The following is a 15,768-nucleotide window of genomic DNA, read 5'->3' as shown; positions in this document are numbered from 1 at the left end:
TGTTATCCCAGGTCCGCCATTAACACCTTCGAGCGGCGCTGGTAGTTGTACATCTCTTTCTTACTTTCCGGCAGGGAATCAATATCCACCGGCGTGAAGCCGCGCTCCTGGAACCAGTGAATGCTGCGCGTGGTAAGCACGAACAGCTTGCTCAGACCCATCTGGCGCGCCTGTGCCGCCACGCGTTCAAGCAGCAGCTCCCCCCGTGAGGAGCTACGGTAATCAGGATGCACGGCGACGCACGCCATTTCGCCAATCTGCTCTTCCGGGAACGGATAAAGCGCCGCACAGGCAATGGTCAGGTTATCCCGCTGAATGATGGTGAACTTGTCGATCTCCATCTCCAGCTGCTCGCGGGATCGGCGAACCAGAATGCCCTGTTGTTCCAGCGGACGGATCAGCTCCAGAATGCCGCCGATATCGTTGATGGTGGCACGGCGGATCTGCTCGGCGCTCTCCATGACGATCTGCGTACCGATCCCGTCACGGGAGAACAGCTCCTGCAACAGCGCGCCGTCTTCCTGATAGCTGATCAGGTGGCTGCGGCGCACCCCGCTACGGCACGCTTTAACGGCGCCGCGCAGAAAACGCACGGTACCGGAATAGTAATCGCCTTCTGCTTCCAGCGCTTCGACGCGCGCCTGGGCTTCATTCGGAAAAAGTTCTGGCACAATCACGCCCTCATCGTTCACGACACCCTGTGAGGAGCAAAAGCCGATCATTTTTTCCGCTTTCAGCTTGATGGCCAGCTGGGTGGCAATCTCTTCTGAGGTCAGATTAAAACTTTCACCCGTTACGGAGACGGCAACAGGGCCCATCAGAACGATCGCGCCATTGTCTAACTGGCGGTGAATGGCTTCTTCATCAATACGGCGGATGCGGCCGCTGTGGCAGTAGTCCACGCCATCGTCCACGCCGAGCGGCTGAGCGATGATAAAGTTGCCGCTCACCACGTTGATGTGCGCGCCCTGCAACGGCGTATTGTTCAGGCTCATCGACAGGCGGGCGGTGATATCGAGCTGCAACAGACCCGCCGCCTGTTTGACCAGCTCGAGGGTTTTCGCATCCGTCACGCGCGTGTGTTTGTGGTAGATCGGCTCATGGTGATGGGCGGCCAGGTTGGCTTCAATTTGCGGACGTGCGCCATACACCACCACCAGACGGATGCCGAGGCTGTGCAGCAGGCCGATATCATTGACGATGCTGGAAAAGTTTTCATGCTCAATGGCTTCGCCGCCAAGCATGATGACAAACGTTTTTCCCCGATGGGTGTTGATATAGGGAACAGAATGGCGGAATCCCTGGACCAGTTCGGTTCTGCGTTCCTTAACCATGACACAACCCTTAGTGAATGTTTATTCGTAATTTCTGTATTTTTATTCGATTGTGGCCGCGTGTGCAAGCCTAAATTTTCTGCGACCCACAGAAAATAATAAGTAATCCGTGCGTTAACGTATGATTGTTTACCCTTTTATAGATGACAGTTTATGCGTCATTCGTTAAAGTTTTCGGTCAATTTGGGCGTTTTGTTCATCAATCAGATTTCTTGCTCGGGAGAAGCATGTCGGGATCCAATTCAGCAATAAGCCGCCGCCGCCTGTTAAAAGGGGCCGGGGCGATGTGGTTGCTTAGCGTCAGCCAGGTGGGTCTTGCCGCCACAAGCCAGGTAGTCGCGGTGCGCGTCTGGCCGTCGTCGACCTATACGCGCGTGACGGTCGAGTCCAATCGCGTGCTGAAATACAAGCAATTTGCCCTCAGCAATCCTGAACGTGTGGTGGTTGATCTCGAAGGTGTGAACCTCAACTCCGTGCTTAAAGGCATGGCAGCTCAGATCCGTGGCGACGATCCGTTTATCAAATCGGCGCGCGTCGGGCAGTTCGATCCGCAAACCGTGCGCATGGTGTTTGAGCTGAAGCAGAACGTGAAACCTCAGCTCTTTGCCCTTGCGCCTGTAGCCGCCTTTAAGGAGCGTCTGGTGATGGATCTCTATCCGGCGAATGCGACGGATATTCAGGATCCGCTTCTGGCATTACTTGAGGATTACAACAAAGGCGATCTCGACAGCCAGGTTCCGCCAGCGCAAAGTGGCCCACAGCCGGGCAAGGCGGGGCGCGATCGCCCGATTGTGATCATGCTCGATCCTGGCCACGGCGGAGAAGATTCCGGCGCCGTCGGGAAATATCGCACCCGCGAAAAAGATGTGGTGCTGCAAATTGCCCGTCGTCTGAAGGCCTTGATCGACAAAGAGGGCAATATGCGCGCCTACATGACGCGTAACGAAGATGTCTTTATCCCGCTGAAGGTCCGCGTGGCAAAAGCGCAAAAGCAGCGCGCGGATCTGTTTGTCTCTATTCACGCGGATGCCTTCACCAGCCGCCAGCCGAGTGGATCTTCAGTGTTTGCCCTGTCAACGAAAGGGGCGACCAGTACCGCCGCGAGATACCTGGCGGACACGCAGAACGCCTCGGATTTAATTGGTGGCGTGAGCAAAAGTGGCGACCGTTACGTCGACCATACGATGTTTGATATGGTGCAGTCGCTGACCATTACCGACAGCCTGAAGTTTGGTAAAGCGGTGCTGGGCAAGCTGGGCCGGGTCAACAAGCTGCACAAAAACAGCGTCGAGCAGGCCGGATTTGCGGTACTGAAAGCGCCAGATATTCCATCCATTCTGGTCGAAACCGCGTTTATCAGTAACGTGGAAGAGGAACGTAAGCTCAAGACGGCTAAATTCCAGCAGGAAGTGGCGGAGTCGATTCTGGCGGGGATCCGGGCCTACTTCTCAGACGGGGAAACGCTGGCGCGGCGGGGGTAGGGCATTAAGCCGGGTATCACGCCCGGCATTTTCACAAACGCCAGATACAAAAAAACACCCTTCAGGGTGTTTATTGTTTTAAGAAGTGTTGGTTGCGGGGGCCGGATTTGAACCGACGACCTTCGGGTTATGAGCCCGACGAGCTACCAGGCTGCTCCACCCCGCGTCCGTCTTTCTACACTTGTAGAAACTTACTTCTTCAAATTTGATTGGTTGCGGGGGCCGGATTTGAACCGACGACCTTCGGGTTATGAGCCCGACGAGCTACCAGGCTGCTCCACCCCGCGTCCGTGGAAGCGCACTATACTCGGATAGGTTTGTGATGCAACCCCTTTTTCACATAATTCATTATTTTGTATGCAAAATGAACGGCAAAAGCCACTTTGGACTATTTTTTGTGCAGAATTTGCCAAAGGGAAGGCGATTGCATTTCATTAACACGGTGGGTTTGTTATCTTCATCTCGCGGAATTGGGCAACTAAAAGACGAGATATAATGAAAGGACGTTGGGCGAAGTATCTGATGACAGGCGCAATGGTGGCGATTCTTGCGGCCTGCTCTTCCAAACCGACCGATCGCGGTCAACAGTATAAAGACGGGAAGTTATCCCAGCCTTTCTCTTTAGTTAACCAGCCAGACGCCGTGGGCGCTCCGATCAATGCCGGAGACTTCTCCGAGCAGGTCTACCAGATCCGCACTGCTTCTCCGCGTTTATACGGTTCGCAGAACAACGTCTATAGCGCCGTGCAGGACTGGCTGCGTGCAGGCGGTGATACCCGCAATATGCGCCAGTTTGGTATCGATGCCTGGCAGATGGAGGGGGCGGATAACTACGGTAACGTCCAGTTTACCGGTTACTACACCCCGGTTGTCCAGGCGCGACACACACGCCAGGGCGAGTTCCAGTATCCCATTTACCGTATGCCGCCGAAACGCGGTCGTCTGCCGTCCCGCGCCGAGATCTACGCTGGCGCGCTGAGCGAAAATTACGTGCTGGCCTACAGCAACTCCCTGATGGACAACTTCATTATGGACGTGCAGGGCAGCGGCTATATTGATTTTGGCGACGGCTCGCCGCTGAACTTCTTTAGCTACGCCGGGAAAAATGGCCATGCCTATCGCAGCATCGGTAAGGTGCTCATCGACCGTGGCGAAGTGAAACGAGAAGATATGTCGATGCAGGCGATCCGCGAGTGGGGCGAAAAACACAGCGAAGCGGAAGTGCGTGAGCTGCTTGAGCAGAACCCATCGTTTGTCTTCTTCAAACCGCAGAACTTTGCGCCGGTGAAAGGGGCGAGCGCCGTCCCGCTGATTGGCCGCGCTTCTGTGGCATCGGATCGTTCGATTATCCCGGCAGGTACTACGCTGCTGGCGGAAGTTCCACTCCTCGACAACAACGGCAAATTCAACGGCAAGTATGAATTACGCCTGATGGTGGCGCTGGACGTGGGTGGGGCGATCAAAGGCCAGCACTTCGACATTTATCAGGGCATCGGCCCGGATGCCGGCCATCGTGCAGGCTGGTATAACCACTACGGACGCGTGTGGGTGCTGAAGGCAGCGCCGGGTACCGGAAACGTATTCAGCGGCTGATTGTGTTATTCTGAGGGCAAGACGGATTACGGTTCAGGGTGAGGAATACCTCACCCTTTTTACATCTGAGGTTTTATGTCTGTGGTAATCAGCGATGCCTGGCGCCAGCGTTTCGGCGGCACGGCACGGTTATATGGTGAAAAAGCCCTGCAACTGTTCGCGGATGCGCATGTCTGCGTGGTGGGCATTGGTGGTGTGGGTTCGTGGGCGGCAGAAGCGCTGGCGAGAACCGGCATTGGCGCAATTACGTTGATTGATATGGATGACGTCTGCGTCACTAACACTAACCGTCAGATCCACGCCCTGCGTGATAACGTCGGTCTGGCGAAGTCCGAGGTGATGGCGGAGCGTATTCGTCTCATCAACCCGGAGTGTAGGGTGACGGTGATCGACGACTTTGTGACGGCAGATAACGTCGCGGAGTACATGAGCAAAGGCTACAGCTATGTGATTGATGCCATCGACAGCGTGCGGCCAAAAGCGGCGCTGATCGCTTACTGTCGTCGTTACAAGGTGCCGCTGGTGACAACGGGCGGCGCGGGTGGACAAATTGATCCGACGCAGATCCAGGTGGCGGATCTGGCGAAGACCATTCAGGATCCGCTGGCCGCTAAGCTGCGCGAGCGCTTAAAAAGCGACTTCAACGTGGTGAAAAATAGCAAAGGCAAGCTGGGCGTGGACTGTGTGTTCTCGACAGAAGCGCTGGTTTATCCGCAGGCGGATGGTTCGGTCTGTGCAATGAAAAGCACGGCGGAAGGGCCAAAGCGGATGGATTGTGCCTCAGGGTTTGGAGCGGCCACCATGGTGACCGCCTCCTTCGGCTTTGTGGCGGTCTCTCACGCCCTGAAGAAGATGATGGCGAAGGCGGAACGTCAGGCCTGAGCCTGACGGGCGGCATCCAGTACCGCGTCGTTTAGCGCAATCAGTCCCTGACCGCGCGAGGCGCTAAGCTGCGCGCGAAGTCCCAGCTCATCAAACAGCGCCAGCGGAGAATGCGCCAGCAGCTCTGCGGCGCTTTTCCCTTCGATTGCGGTCAACAGCACCGCCAGCAGACCGCGAACAATGCGTCCCTCGCTGTCGCCGAAGAAATGCAGTTTCTCACCGGATACGCTAAACCCAAGCCAGACGCGGTTCTCGCAGCCTGCGATCTCCTTCGCCTGTAATTTCAGCTCGTCTGACAGCGTGGGCAACTGTTTACCCAGCAGGATCAGCTGACGATATTTATCTTCCCACTGCGTGAGCGGGACGAAGGTCTGTTTTAACGTCTCTTCAGTAATAACGGTGCCGAACGGGTGTCCGGCTAAAGCTGAACTTGTCATTAATCCACCAGTAATTCCAGGGCGCGGTCGACTGCGGAAACCAGCGCATCGACGTCGCTTTTTGTATTGTACGGTGCAAACGAGGCGCGCAGGGTACCGCTTACGCCAATGGCCGCCAGCAGCGGCTGGGCGCAGTGCTGTCCGGCACGCAGGGCAATGCCATATCCGGCAAGCAACGTCACCATGTCGCTATGGTGCACGCCCGCGAAATCAAAGGCGAGCAGGCTGGAGTCCTGGACGCGGAACGAGCGAAAACCCGGACGTTTTTTCAGTTCTTCTTCCGCCAGCGTCGCCAGACCCCGGCTCCAGCTTTCAGCCTGAACCACGTCCGTTTCTGCCAGCCATTCGAGCGCTGCGCTCAGACCGATAACCCCGGCCACGTTTGGGGTACCGGCTTCCAGGCGGTAGGGTACATCCTGCGTTTTAAAACCGTCGAAGGTGACTTCGGTAATCATCTTGCCGCCGCCGAGCCACGGCGTCATCCGGGCCAGCAGTTCAGCTTTGCCGTACAGCGCGCCGATACCGGTTGGCCCGTACAATTTGTGTCCTGAGAAGGCATAGAAGTCGATATCCAGCGCCTGAACGTCAGCCGGAAAATGCACCACACCCTGCGCACCGTCGACCATCACCACCACGCCGCTGGCATGAGCAATCTCAATGGCACGCGCCAGATCCGGGCAGCCGCCGGTGACGTTGGACATCTGCCCCAGCGCCAGAATACGGCTGCGCGGCGTAATCAGCTCAGGCAGACGCGCCACGTCAGGCAGGAAGTCCGCACCCAACGGGAGCTTTACAACCCGTGCCCCGGTTTGTTCGGCCACCATCAGCCAGGGTACCAGGTTGGCGTGGTGTTCCGCCTCGCTGACGATGATCTCATCCCCGGGCTGCAACAGCGGACGCGCGTAACATTGCGCCACCATGTTAATGGCCTCGGTGGTGCCCCGCGTCCAGACGATGTTCTTACCGCTGTCAGCATTGATCAGGCGCGCGACCTGATCCCGTGCGGCTTCGTATTGCGCCGTTAAGCGCTGCGCGTCGGCATACTGGCTGCGGTGCACGTTCCCGGCGCTCAGGCTGTAAAACTGGCGGGTTGCCTCAATCACCGCCTGCGGTTTAAGGGCCGTGGCGGCGCTATCAAGATAAATGCCGGCATCGGCCAGCGCAGGAAACTGTGCGCGAAACTGCGCAGGACTGAAAGCGTTCATGGAATTCCTCATATCGATTCTACGATCGTCGCGCAAATTCATCGGCAGGGCAAGGAAGTTGATATCTATCAGATTTGTCTGCTTATCCTGGCGAGTCTGAAAAAGCAGGTTATGCTAAATAGTGTTAGGCGGATGTTTTAGCCTGTTATAAATCGAGGTTTGAATAGCATTAATTGCTAAAGGAGATAATCATGAAAAAGACAGCTGCAATCATTTCTGCCTGTGCGTTGACCTTTGCCCTGAGCGCCTGTTCTGGTAATAACTACGTAATGCATACCAACGATGGTCGATCTATCGTCTCTGAAGGGAAACCGACAACCGATAATGATACCGGGATGATTTCATACAAAGATGCTAACGGGAACAAACAGCAGATCAACCGCAGTGACGTGAAAGAGATGAAGGAAATCGAGCATTAACAGTTAGATAAGCGAAAAAAAAGCACCGCAAGTTGGCGGTGCTACATTAATCACTATGGACAGACAGGGTAAATGTACAGGAAGTGAAAAATTGGTAGCGTTGCTACCGTGGTCTGAATCGCAGACCAATTGCAAACACAACAACACAACATCACAACCGTAAGCCAAAAGCCCTTCAGAACACGCATTCCAAAAAAAGCTTTTCGTTCCGGCTCAGGAAGTGCCGCCACTATAGGTATTTGCTGGTAGTTCCTCAACGGACAAATTATAATGGCTCAGATAAAAAAAACTAATAGGTTAAACGTTGTTTCCTATATGTTAAATCTCGTTAACATCTAAGCCAGATAACCATGTCCAAGCGATTGCCACCTCTAAATGCATTACGTGTTTTTGATGCAGCAGCACGCCACCTCAGCTTCACCCGCGCAGCCGATGAGCTTTTTGTGACACAGGCCGCAGTAAGTCATCAAATCAAGTCTCTGGAGGATTTTCTGGGGCTTAAGCTGTTCCGTCGACGCAACCGTTCGTTGCTGTTGACCGAAGAGGGGCAGAGCTATTTTCAGGATATTAAAGAAATTTTTTCCCAGCTGACGGAAGCCACTCGCAAGCTTCAGGCCCGGAGCGCAAAAGGCGCTCTGACTGTGAGTTTATTGCCCAGTTTTGCCATTCAGTGGCTGGTGCCGCGACTCTCAAGCTTTAACTCAACTTATCCGGGAATCGATGTCCGAATCCAGGCGGTGGACCGTCAGGAAGACAAGCTGGCAGATGATGTGGACGTGGCGATTTTTTACGGTCGCGGTAACTGGCCGGGCTTGCGTGTGGAAAAATTATACGCAGAATATCTGTTGCCGGTCTGTTCACCGCTGCTGCTGACGGGGGATAAAGCGCTCAAAACGCCCGCCGATCTGGCGCAACATACGCTTTTGCACGATGCTTCGCGTCGCGACTGGCAAACTTATACCCGCCAGTTAGGTCTTAATCATATAAACGTGCAGCAGGGGCCCATTTTTAGCCACAGCGCGATGGTGCTACAGGCTGCCATTCACGGGCAGGGCGTGGCGTTGGCAAACAACGTTATGGCGCAGTCCGAAATTGAGGCAGGCCGTCTGGTTTGCCCATTTAACGATGTACTGGTCAGCAAGAATGCATTTTATCTGGTTTGTCATGACAGTCAGGCAGAACTGGGTAAAATAGCCGCTTTCCGGCAGTGGATACTGGCGAAAGCGGCAAGCGAGCAAGAAAAATTCCGCTTCAGGTATGAACAATAACGTTTGTGTGCCGGGCACGCATCAATTCAGGACTTAAACATGACCAGCCGATTCATGCTGATTTTCGCCGCGGTGAGTGGCTTTATTTTTGTAGCTCTGGGCGCGTTTGGCGCGCATGTCTTAAGCAAATCTCTGGGCGTTGTGGAGATGGGTTGGATCCAGACCGGCCTTGAATATCAGGCGTTCCACACGCTGGCAATTTTTGGGCTGGCGGTGGCGATGCAGCGCCGCATCAGCATCTGGTTTTACTGGAGCAGCGTCTTTCTGGCGCTGGGTACCGTACTGTTCAGCGGCAGTCTTTACTGTCTGGCGCTGTCGCATTTACGCCTGTGGGCGTTTGTTACACCTGTCGGCGGCGTCAGCTTCCTGGCGGGTTGGGTGTTAATGTTTATCGGAGCTATCCGTCTGAAACGCAAGGGCGTTGTTCATGAATAAGGTTGTTTTATATTGTCGCCCGGGGTTTGAGAAAGAGTGCGCCGCGGAAATCACCGATAAAGCGGCGAAGCGTGAAGTCTTCGGATTCGCTCGCGTCAAAGAGAACGCGGGCTATGTGGTATTTGAATGCTATCAGCCTGATGATGCCGACAAGCTGGCGCGCGAACTGCCGTTCAGCTCATTGATTTTCGCCCGTCAGATGTTTGTCGCGGGCGAACTGCTGAAAGATCTTCCGCCGGAAGATCGCATCACGCCGATTATTGGCCTGTTGCAGGGTGTGGTGGAGAAGGGCGGCGATTTGCGCGTGGAAGTGGCCGACACCAACGAAAGCAAAGAGCTGATGAAGTTCTGCCGTAAGTTCACCGTGCCGCTGCGCGCGGCGCTGCGTGATGCGGGTGTGCTGACAAACTACGAAACGCCAAAGCGCCCGGTTGTGCATATCTTCTTTATTGCGCCAGGATGTTGCTACGCCGGCTACTCGTATACCACCAATAATTCGCCGTTCTTTATGGGGATCCCGCGTCTGCGCTTCCCGGCAGATGCGCCGAGCCGTTCAACCCTGAAGCTGGAAGAGGCGTTTCACGTCTTTATCCCGGCGGACGAGTGGGACGAACGTCTGGCAAACGGCATGTATGCCGTCGACCTTGGCGCGTGCCCGGGCGGCTGGACCTATCAGCTGGTGAAACGCAATATGTGGGTTTCGTCTGTGGATAACGGCCCTATGGCGCAAAGCCTGATGGATACCGGGCAGGTCACCTGGCTGCGTGAGGACGGCTTCCGCTATCGCCCGAACCGCAACAACATCTCCTGGATGGTGTGCGACATGGTAGAAAAACCGGCGAAAGTCGCGGCGCTGATGGCCTCCTGGCTGGTGAACGGCTGGTGTCGTGAGACGATTTTCAACCTCAAGCTGCCGATGAAAAAGCGCTACGAAGAGGTGTCGCAGAACCTGGCCTATATTCAGCAGCAGCTGGACGAACACGGGATTAACGCGGAAATCCAGGCGCGTCAGCTTTATCACGACCGCGAAGAAGTGACGGTGCATATCCGTCGCTGGTGGGCGGCAGTGGGTGGGCGTCGCGACGAGCGATAACGTTTGTAACGCCCGGTGGCGCTGCGCTTACCGGGCCTACAAAATCGTGTAGTTGTTTTAACGTTCTAACCTTAACTGCTGTAAATTCCCGTCCAGCTGTAAATCCGTCTGTAGCGTCGCCACCTCCCGGCAGATAAACGCCATCTCTTTATGCGCCTCCAGCTTTTTGCGCCATTTTTCCGGCACTTCATCAAGCCTGGCGTAAATTCTTTCCAGACTCTGAAACTCAGTCAGCAGCTGTGCGGCGCTTTTGGGTCCAATACCGGCGACACCCGGCACTTTAGAGCTGCTGATCCCCGCCAGCCCCCAGTAATCCGGCAGTTGCTCAGGCGATACGCCAAACTCGCTGGCAATGAATGGCGCGTCCAGCCAGCGTTTTTGAAAGTAGTCCCGGATGCGGATCGTTGGAGAGAGCAGCTGGCAGTAGCCTTTGTCGGTTGAAACGATAGTCGCCTGATGCCCGGCGCTCGCGACTTTAACCGCCAGCGTTGCGGCTAAATCGTCAGCCTCATTACCGTGGGCGCCCCAGCACGGAACGCCGCGCTGCTCAAAGGCCGCGCGGATAGCGGGCATTTCTGCGTGCAGATCGTCCGGCATCGGCGCACGTCCGGCTTTGTAGTCCGGCAGGCGCTGGTGCCGCCAGCCGGTATTGCGTGCTTCATCGTCGAATACGGCAACAGCGTGGGTGGGTTCGCTATGGCGAATGAGCTGCTCCAGCGCGTGTAAACAGGTGTCCTTGCAGGGGGTGCCCTGTACCGCATGAATACGGCGAATCAGGTTAAGTGCATCGACGATAAGCAAATGAACGGCCACAGATAATCTCCCTTCTGTCTGATAGGTGAAGGGTAACACTGAGCGCAGCATGAAACTATGAATGGTGGCGAAAACAGGAAGAAGCCTCGCAAAACGAGGCTTCCTGAGAGGCTTAATCGCAGGTGACGATCTTCATCGCCAGGCCACCGCGGGAGGTTTCGCGGTATTTGGCGTTCATATCTTTACCGGTTTCGTACATGGTTTCGATAACCTTGTCGAGGCAGACGCGCGGTTCGCTGGTACGACGCAGCGCCATACGGGCCGCGTTCACCGCTTTCACAGAGGCGATGGCGTTACGCTCGATGCATGGCACCTGGACCTGTCCGCCGACCGGATCGCAGGTCAGCCCCAGGTTATGTTCCATGCCGATTTCCGCCGCAATACAAACCTGCGCAGGACTTGCGCCCAGTAATTCGGCCAGACCCGCCGCCGCCATAGAGCAGGCGACGCCCACTTCACCCTGACAGCCCACTTCCGCGCCGGAAATCGAGGCGTTCATCTTGTACAGTGAGCCAATCGCACTGGCGACCAGCATATACCGCGCGAGTGAGTTTGCATTCACTTCACGGATAAACTTGTCGTAATACGCCAGAACCGCCGGAACAATTCCGCACGCCCCGTTGGTTGGCGCGGTGACGACGCGGCCACCCGCGGCGTTCTCTTCGTTCACCGCCAGCGCGAACATGTTGATCCAGTCGACGACGGCCATCGGGTCGGTGGTGGTTTTGTCGGTGCTGACCAGCATGCGGCGCAGCGCAGCCGCACGACGCGGAACACGCAGTTTACCCGGCAGCACGCCTTCGGTGGTGATCCCGCGCTCAATGCCGCTGCGCATCACTTCCCAGACGTTAGCGAAGTGCTGTTCCAGCTCCTCTTTGCTGTGCAGGGCCAGCTCGTTTTTCATCATCAGGCCGGAGAGAGAAAGCCCTGTCTCCTGGCAGTGACGCTGTAAGTCGGCCGCGTTTTTGTAAGGGTACGGCACATCAACGGCAGAATTGGTGCTTTGACCAAAATGGTCCTCGTCGACGATAAACCCGCCGCCGATGGAGTAATACGTCTGGCTGTAAACCGCTTTGTCGCCGGCCAGCGCGGTAATGCGCATGCCGTTTTCGTGAAGCGACAGGTTATCCGCATGGAAATTCATGCAGTGATCAACCGGGAATTCAACCTCATGCTCGCCGTTCGCCAGCAGCAAACGACCGTGGGTGTTCACGTCCTGGATAAAGCCAGGTATTGCATCAATATCAACGGTATCCGGCAGATTACCCGCCAGCCCCATGATAATGGCAATATCGGTATGGTGGCCTTTACCGGTCAGGGAAAGGGAACCATATACATCGACAACCACGCGGGTGATGTCGTGCAAAATGCCGCGTGCAATCAAGTCATCCGTGAATTGTTTACCGGCTTTCATTGGTCCGACGGTGTGAGAGCTGGAAGGACCAATACCGATTTTGAAGATATCGAATACGCTAATCATGATGCGTCCATTGCTTCAGTCAGAGGGGAGAAGTGCGCCGTCCGCAGACGGCGCAGGAGGTATTAGCTGAACAGCGAGTAGAAAATAGCGGAGATGGCAATCAGGCCCATCACAACAACGAACACGTTGCTGATATGGCCGCTGTATTTACGCATCGCAGGCACTTTCTGAATCGCGTACATCGGCATCAGGAACAGGATCATCGCGATAATCGGGCCGCCCAGGGTTTCAATCATGCCCAGAATGCTTGGGTTCAGGGTGGCTACCGCCCAGGTGGTCACCAGCATGAACAGCGCAGTGATTTTGTTCAGACGGTTGATTTCAATGGTCTTGCCTTTACCACGCAGAGATTTAATCACCATGCCGTTGAAGCCTTCACGTGCGCCCAGGTAGTGGCCCAGGAAGGATTTGGTGATGGCGATAATCGCGATGATCGGAGCCATCCACGCAATCAGCGGTGCGTTAAAGTGGTTTGCCAGGTAAGACAGAATAGAGATGTTCTGCTCTTTCGCCGCCGCCAGATCCGCCGGGGAGAGGCTCAGCACGCAGCTGAACACGAAGAACATTACGGTCAGTACCATCATGATGTGCGCGCGAGCCAGGATGCTGGAGCACTTCTTCTCTGCGCCATTGCCGTACTCTTCACGCTTCGCTACTGCGAAGGAAGAGATGATTGGCGAGTGGTTGAAGGAGAACACCATCACCGGGATCGCCAGCCACAGGGTCAGCAGCAGACCGTTGCCGGTCGTGGATGCGCTGCTCAGAGACAGGGTTTCCAGCGCAGCGCCGTTCCACTGTGGGATCAGGTACAGAGCCAGCACCATCAGAGCCGCAACAAACGGGAACACCAGCACGCTCATCGCTTTCACAATCATCTGCTCGCCGAAGCGCACGATGGTCATCATACCAACGATCAGGATCAGGGACAGAATCGCACGCGGCGGCGGGGTCATCTGAAGCTGGTGCATCATAAAGCTTTCTACGGTGTTGGTGATAGCAACGCTGTACACCAGCAGAATCGGGTAAATCGCGAAGAAGTAGAGCAGGGTAATCAGCTTACCTGCGCCGACGCCGAAGTGTTCTTCGACGACTTCAGTGATGTCTTCGCCCGGGTTTTTACCGGACAGCACGAAGCGGGTCAGGCCTCGGTGCGCAAAGAAGGTCATCGGGAAGGCGATGAGGGCCATGATGATCAGCGGGATCATACCGCCGACACCTGCGTTGATAGGAAGGAACAGTACACCAGCGCCGATTGCTGTGCCGTACAGGCCAAGCATCCACATGGTATCCGTTTTGCGCCAACCGCTTCGGGATTCAATCGAAGCAACGGTGCTGGTTTGAGTGGTTTCCATCTGTATCTCCTGGAGGAAGCAAATTGTCAGGTTTTTAGTCAAATCCGATGAAAAAGCGCCTGACGGTAATATGAAATTCGTTCAGTGACGGTTTTTTAATAATTTTTGCCCGTAACTATTGGCGGGCGGAAAGATACATTCTAGTTATGAATCTATCAGTGATCGCGATCCCAAATGCAATAATCCACTTGTGATGTGGGTATCTTTAGACCATTTATCTGTTAAAAAAACATCAAAGAGAATTTACGGGCGCGAAGGCTACCATTAACGACATGTTTTCGAAAAGGTCGACCCGCGAGATAGGTGTCTTTCGCTGTAAAGAAATGGGATTTTAGGATTTTCTGGCGGGTAATTTCGATTAAGACTGATTATTTACGGTTTCAAAAACGAGGTAATCGTTTGCGCAGGCGTCAGATTTGTTAATAACATTGAAGATCGCTATGAATTGCAACACGAATAAAAAAGCCGGATGACGATCCGGCTTGAGAGGAGAGGAATGTCGCTTTACTTGATGATTTCGTAACACGGAATATAGGCAGAGCCTGGAAGCTTCATGCGGTGCTGAGCGACAAAGCCCTGCAACATATCATCCATGCGGCGCATCATCTCCGGATCACCGTGGATCTTATACGGGCCAAACTCTTCAATTGCGCGTATCCCCACCTCTTTCACGTTCCCCGCCACGATGCCAGAGAAGGCGCGACGCAGGTCGGCAGCCAGCACTTCCACCGGCTGATCCGGATAGAGTTTGAGGTTCGCCATGTTCTCATGCGACGGCTCGAAGGGGATCTGAAGATCCGGTGCGATACGGATGGACCAGTTAAAGCTGTAGGCATCACCGGTATCACGACGATTCTCTTTCACCAGCGGCATTGCTTTTTTCATCTGACGGGCCACTTCTGCGGCATCGTCAATAATAATGCGGTAGTGACGGCGCGCGTCTTCGCCCAGCGTATGCACGATAAACTCGTCCAGCACGCGGAAGTAGTCGGCGCTCTCTTTCGGGCCGGTCAGGATCAGCGGCAGAACCTGATCTTTGTTGGCCGGGTTCATCAAGATCCCGAGCAGATAAAGCAGCTCTTCCGCCGTACCTACGCCGCCCGGGAAGATAATAATGCCGTGCGCGATACGGACAAACGCCTCAAGACGTTTTTCGATATCCGGCATAATAATCAGTTCGTTAACCAGCGGGTTAGGCGGCTCAGCGGCGATGATCGACGGCTCGGTCATGCCGATAAAACGGCCTTCTTTATAGCGTTGCTGCGCGTGACCTACTGCCGCGCCTTTCATTGGTGCTTCCATCGCGCCAGGACCGCAACCGGTACAGATATTCAGTTCGCGCAGGCCGAGCTGCGTCCCCACGCGGCGGGCATACAGGTATTCGGTTTCGTTAATAGAGTGACCACCCCAGCAGACGACCATGTTCGGCGCTTCGCCCACGTGCAGGGCGCGGGCGTTACGCAGAATGGAGAAGACCAGGTTGGTGATATGAACGGAACTTTCCAGGTCAAGATGCTGGAAACGTCCGGCGTTGCTGATCTGTCCGTTAACAAACAGAATGTCGCGCAGCACGGCAAACAGGTTGGCCTGAAGTGAGCGAATAATACGCCCGTCGACAAAAGCGTCTTCCGGCGGGTTGATCACTTCCAGCTTCACCCCGCGCTCGCGGCGCAGCACGTTGATATCAAAACTTTCGAAGCGGGACAGCAGCTCTTTACTGTTGTCGGTCAGGCTTCCGGAGTTCAGTACGGCAAGTGAACAGTTACGAAACAGTTGATAAAGGTCGCTACTGGCGGTGCGTTTAAGCATGTCCACTTCCAGCTGCGACAACATATCCATAGAGCCAAGCGGGCTAATATGTGTAATCAAGTGAGCTCCTTATGGGACGATTATCGTCTTTCCCTGTTGATTACAATAGCCCTGGCTTATGACGTTTCACAACACTTCGGGCGGAATACCGCCCGCATATTGTGAAA

General features: G+C 55.0%; 14 protein-coding genes and 2 tRNA genes. 7 read left to right on the top strand and 9 right to left on the bottom strand.

Going from position 1 to position 15,768, the window contains the following annotated elements; genetic code table 11:
• Positions 1-2: 2 nt before the first annotated feature.
• On the bottom strand, positions 3-1,334 hold the full coding sequence (argA, locus tag ACQG1Y_RS18690; RefSeq protein WP_015571744.1) for an amino-acid N-acetyltransferase: 1,332 nt from the start codon (positions 1,332-1,334) through the stop codon (positions 3-5).
• 227 nt (positions 1,335-1,561) lie between these two features.
• On the opposite strand from argA, the gene amiC reads away from it, so the two are divergent.
• Positions 1,562-2,815: an N-acetylmuramoyl-L-alanine amidase AmiC gene (gene amiC / locus ACQG1Y_RS18685; protein WP_017382840.1), complete on the top strand. Its 1,254-nt coding sequence runs from the start codon at positions 1,562-1,564 to the stop codon at positions 2,813-2,815.
• An 89-nt stretch (positions 2,816-2,904) separates the two neighbouring features.
• Here the strand turns inward: amiC and ACQG1Y_RS18680 are convergent.
• Both ACQG1Y_RS18680 and ACQG1Y_RS18675 read right to left on the bottom strand, forming a co-directional pair.
• Positions 2,905-2,981: transfer RNA gene (locus ACQG1Y_RS18680), tRNA-Met, on the bottom strand.
• 44 nt (positions 2,982-3,025) lie between these two features.
• Positions 3,026-3,102, bottom strand: a tRNA-Met gene (locus ACQG1Y_RS18675).
• Between the two features lie 208 nt (positions 3,103-3,310).
• Between ACQG1Y_RS18675 and mltA the strand changes: the two genes are divergently transcribed.
• Both mltA and tcdA read left to right on the top strand, forming a co-directional pair.
• Positions 3,311-4,408, top strand: coding sequence for a murein transglycosylase A (gene mltA / locus ACQG1Y_RS18670; protein ID WP_015571742.1), 1,098 nt, complete (start codon positions 3,311-3,313; stop codon positions 4,406-4,408).
• 75 nt (positions 4,409-4,483) lie between these two features.
• The gene (gene tcdA / locus ACQG1Y_RS18665) at positions 4,484-5,290 is read left to right on the top strand and encodes a tRNA cyclic N6-threonylcarbamoyladenosine(37) synthase TcdA (protein WP_006811804.1); all 807 of its coding nucleotides are present in this window, start codon (positions 4,484-4,486) and stop codon (positions 5,288-5,290) included.
• On the opposite strand, the gene csdE is transcribed toward tcdA, so the two are convergent.
• Together csdE and csdA are read right to left on the bottom strand one after the other, a co-directional pair.
• Positions 5,281-5,727: a cysteine desulfurase sulfur acceptor subunit CsdE gene (gene csdE, locus ACQG1Y_RS18660; RefSeq protein ID WP_047062375.1), complete on the bottom strand. Its 447-nt coding sequence runs from the start codon at positions 5,725-5,727 to the stop codon at positions 5,281-5,283. The two genes, tcdA and csdE, sit on opposite strands and share 10 nt — an antisense overlap.
• The gene (gene csdA / locus ACQG1Y_RS18655; RefSeq protein WP_023295350.1) at positions 5,727-6,932 is read right to left on the bottom strand and encodes a cysteine desulfurase CsdA; all 1,206 of its coding nucleotides are present in this window, start codon (positions 6,930-6,932) and stop codon (positions 5,727-5,729) included. The genes csdE and csdA overlap by 1 nt, the downstream gene beginning before the upstream one ends.
• 191 nt (positions 6,933-7,123) lie before the next feature.
• Here csdA and ACQG1Y_RS18650 point away from each other — a divergent pair, with 191 nt between their 5' ends.
• The 4 genes from ACQG1Y_RS18650 to rlmM all read left to right on the top strand — a co-directional run bounded on the left by ACQG1Y_RS18650 (position 7,124) and on the right by rlmM (position 10,147).
• Positions 7,124-7,351, top strand: a complete 228-nt coding sequence (locus ACQG1Y_RS18650) for a YgdI/YgdR family lipoprotein (protein WP_015571738.1) — start codon at positions 7,124-7,126, stop codon at positions 7,349-7,351.
• A gap of 350 nt (positions 7,352-7,701) precedes the next feature.
• Complete coding sequence (gene gcvA / locus ACQG1Y_RS18645; protein ID WP_003862758.1) at positions 7,702-8,619, top strand: glycine cleavage system transcriptional regulator GcvA; 918 nt, start codon at positions 7,702-7,704, stop codon at positions 8,617-8,619.
• A gap of 39 nt (positions 8,620-8,658) precedes the next feature.
• Positions 8,659-9,054 carry a DUF423 domain-containing protein gene (locus ACQG1Y_RS18640; RefSeq protein ID WP_003862756.1) on the top strand — a complete coding sequence of 132 codons (396 nt, stop codon included), beginning with the start codon at positions 8,659-8,661 and terminating at the stop codon, positions 9,052-9,054.
• Positions 9,047-10,147, top strand: coding sequence for a 23S rRNA (cytidine(2498)-2'-O)-methyltransferase RlmM (gene rlmM, locus ACQG1Y_RS18635; protein ID WP_111962452.1), 1,101 nt, complete (start codon positions 9,047-9,049; stop codon positions 10,145-10,147). The genes ACQG1Y_RS18640 and rlmM overlap by 8 nt, the downstream gene beginning before the upstream one ends.
• Before the next feature lie 57 nt (positions 10,148-10,204).
• Here the strand turns inward: rlmM and xni are convergent, their stop codons facing one another.
• The 4 genes from xni to ppnN all read right to left on the bottom strand — a co-directional run bounded on the left by xni (position 10,205) and on the right by ppnN (position 15,661).
• Positions 10,205-10,960 carry a flap endonuclease Xni gene (gene xni / locus ACQG1Y_RS18630; protein WP_350366899.1) on the bottom strand — a complete coding sequence of 252 codons (756 nt, stop codon included), beginning with the start codon at positions 10,958-10,960 and terminating at the stop codon, positions 10,205-10,207.
• Between the two features lie 112 nt (positions 10,961-11,072).
• Entirely contained in the window at positions 11,073-12,440 is a 1,368-nt protein-coding gene (locus tag ACQG1Y_RS18625; protein WP_015571736.1) for an L-serine ammonia-lyase, read from the bottom strand.
• Between the two features lie 62 nt (positions 12,441-12,502).
• Complete coding sequence (locus ACQG1Y_RS18620) at positions 12,503-13,792, bottom strand: HAAAP family serine/threonine permease (protein WP_003862749.1); 1,290 nt, start codon at positions 13,790-13,792, stop codon at positions 12,503-12,505.
• A 504-nt stretch (positions 13,793-14,296) separates the two neighbouring features.
• Positions 14,297-15,661: a nucleotide 5'-monophosphate nucleosidase PpnN gene (gene ppnN / locus ACQG1Y_RS18615; RefSeq protein ID WP_003862748.1), complete on the bottom strand. Its 1,365-nt coding sequence runs from the start codon at positions 15,659-15,661 to the stop codon at positions 14,297-14,299.
• Positions 15,662-15,768 lie beyond the last annotated feature (107 nt).

Source organism: Enterobacter cloacae complex sp. 397G4, assembly GCF_050031515.1.
In the GTDB taxonomy this organism is placed as follows: Bacteria; Pseudomonadota; Gammaproteobacteria; order Enterobacterales; family Enterobacteriaceae; genus Enterobacter; species Enterobacter hormaechei_C.
This window is presented reverse-complemented; position numbering and strand designations above follow the sequence as displayed.

Excerpts from the sequence above, each read along its gene's own strand:
- ACQG1Y_RS18640 (WP_003862756.1), top strand. The coding sequence starts at position 8,659 with ATGACCAGCCGATTCATGCTGATTTTCGCCGCGGTGAGTGGCTTTATT.
- amiC (WP_017382840.1), top strand. The coding sequence starts at position 1,562 with ATGTCGGGATCCAATTCAGCAATAAGCCGCCGCCGCCTGTTAAAAGGG.
- ACQG1Y_RS18620 (WP_003862749.1), bottom strand. The coding sequence starts at position 13,792 with ATGGAAACCACTCAAACCAGCACCGTTGCTTCGATTGAATCCCGAAGC.
- rlmM (WP_111962452.1), top strand. The coding sequence starts at position 9,047 with ATGAATAAGGTTGTTTTATATTGTCGCCCGGGGTTTGAGAAAGAGTGC.
- ACQG1Y_RS18625 (WP_015571736.1), bottom strand. The coding sequence starts at position 12,440 with ATGATTAGCGTATTCGATATCTTCAAAATCGGTATTGGTCCTTCCAGC.
- csdA (WP_023295350.1), bottom strand. The coding sequence starts at position 6,932 with ATGAACGCTTTCAGTCCTGCGCAGTTTCGCGCACAGTTTCCTGCGCTG.
- ACQG1Y_RS18650 (WP_015571738.1), top strand. The coding sequence starts at position 7,124 with ATGAAAAAGACAGCTGCAATCATTTCTGCCTGTGCGTTGACCTTTGCC.
- csdE (WP_047062375.1), bottom strand. The coding sequence starts at position 5,727 with ATGACAAGTTCAGCTTTAGCCGGACACCCGTTCGGCACCGTTATTACT.
- gcvA (WP_003862758.1), top strand. The coding sequence starts at position 7,702 with ATGTCCAAGCGATTGCCACCTCTAAATGCATTACGTGTTTTTGATGCA.
- mltA (WP_015571742.1), top strand. The coding sequence starts at position 3,311 with ATGAAAGGACGTTGGGCGAAGTATCTGATGACAGGCGCAATGGTGGCG.
- argA (WP_015571744.1), bottom strand. The coding sequence starts at position 1,334 with ATGGTTAAGGAACGCAGAACCGAACTGGTCCAGGGATTCCGCCATTCT.
- tcdA (WP_006811804.1), top strand. The coding sequence starts at position 4,484 with ATGTCTGTGGTAATCAGCGATGCCTGGCGCCAGCGTTTCGGCGGCACG.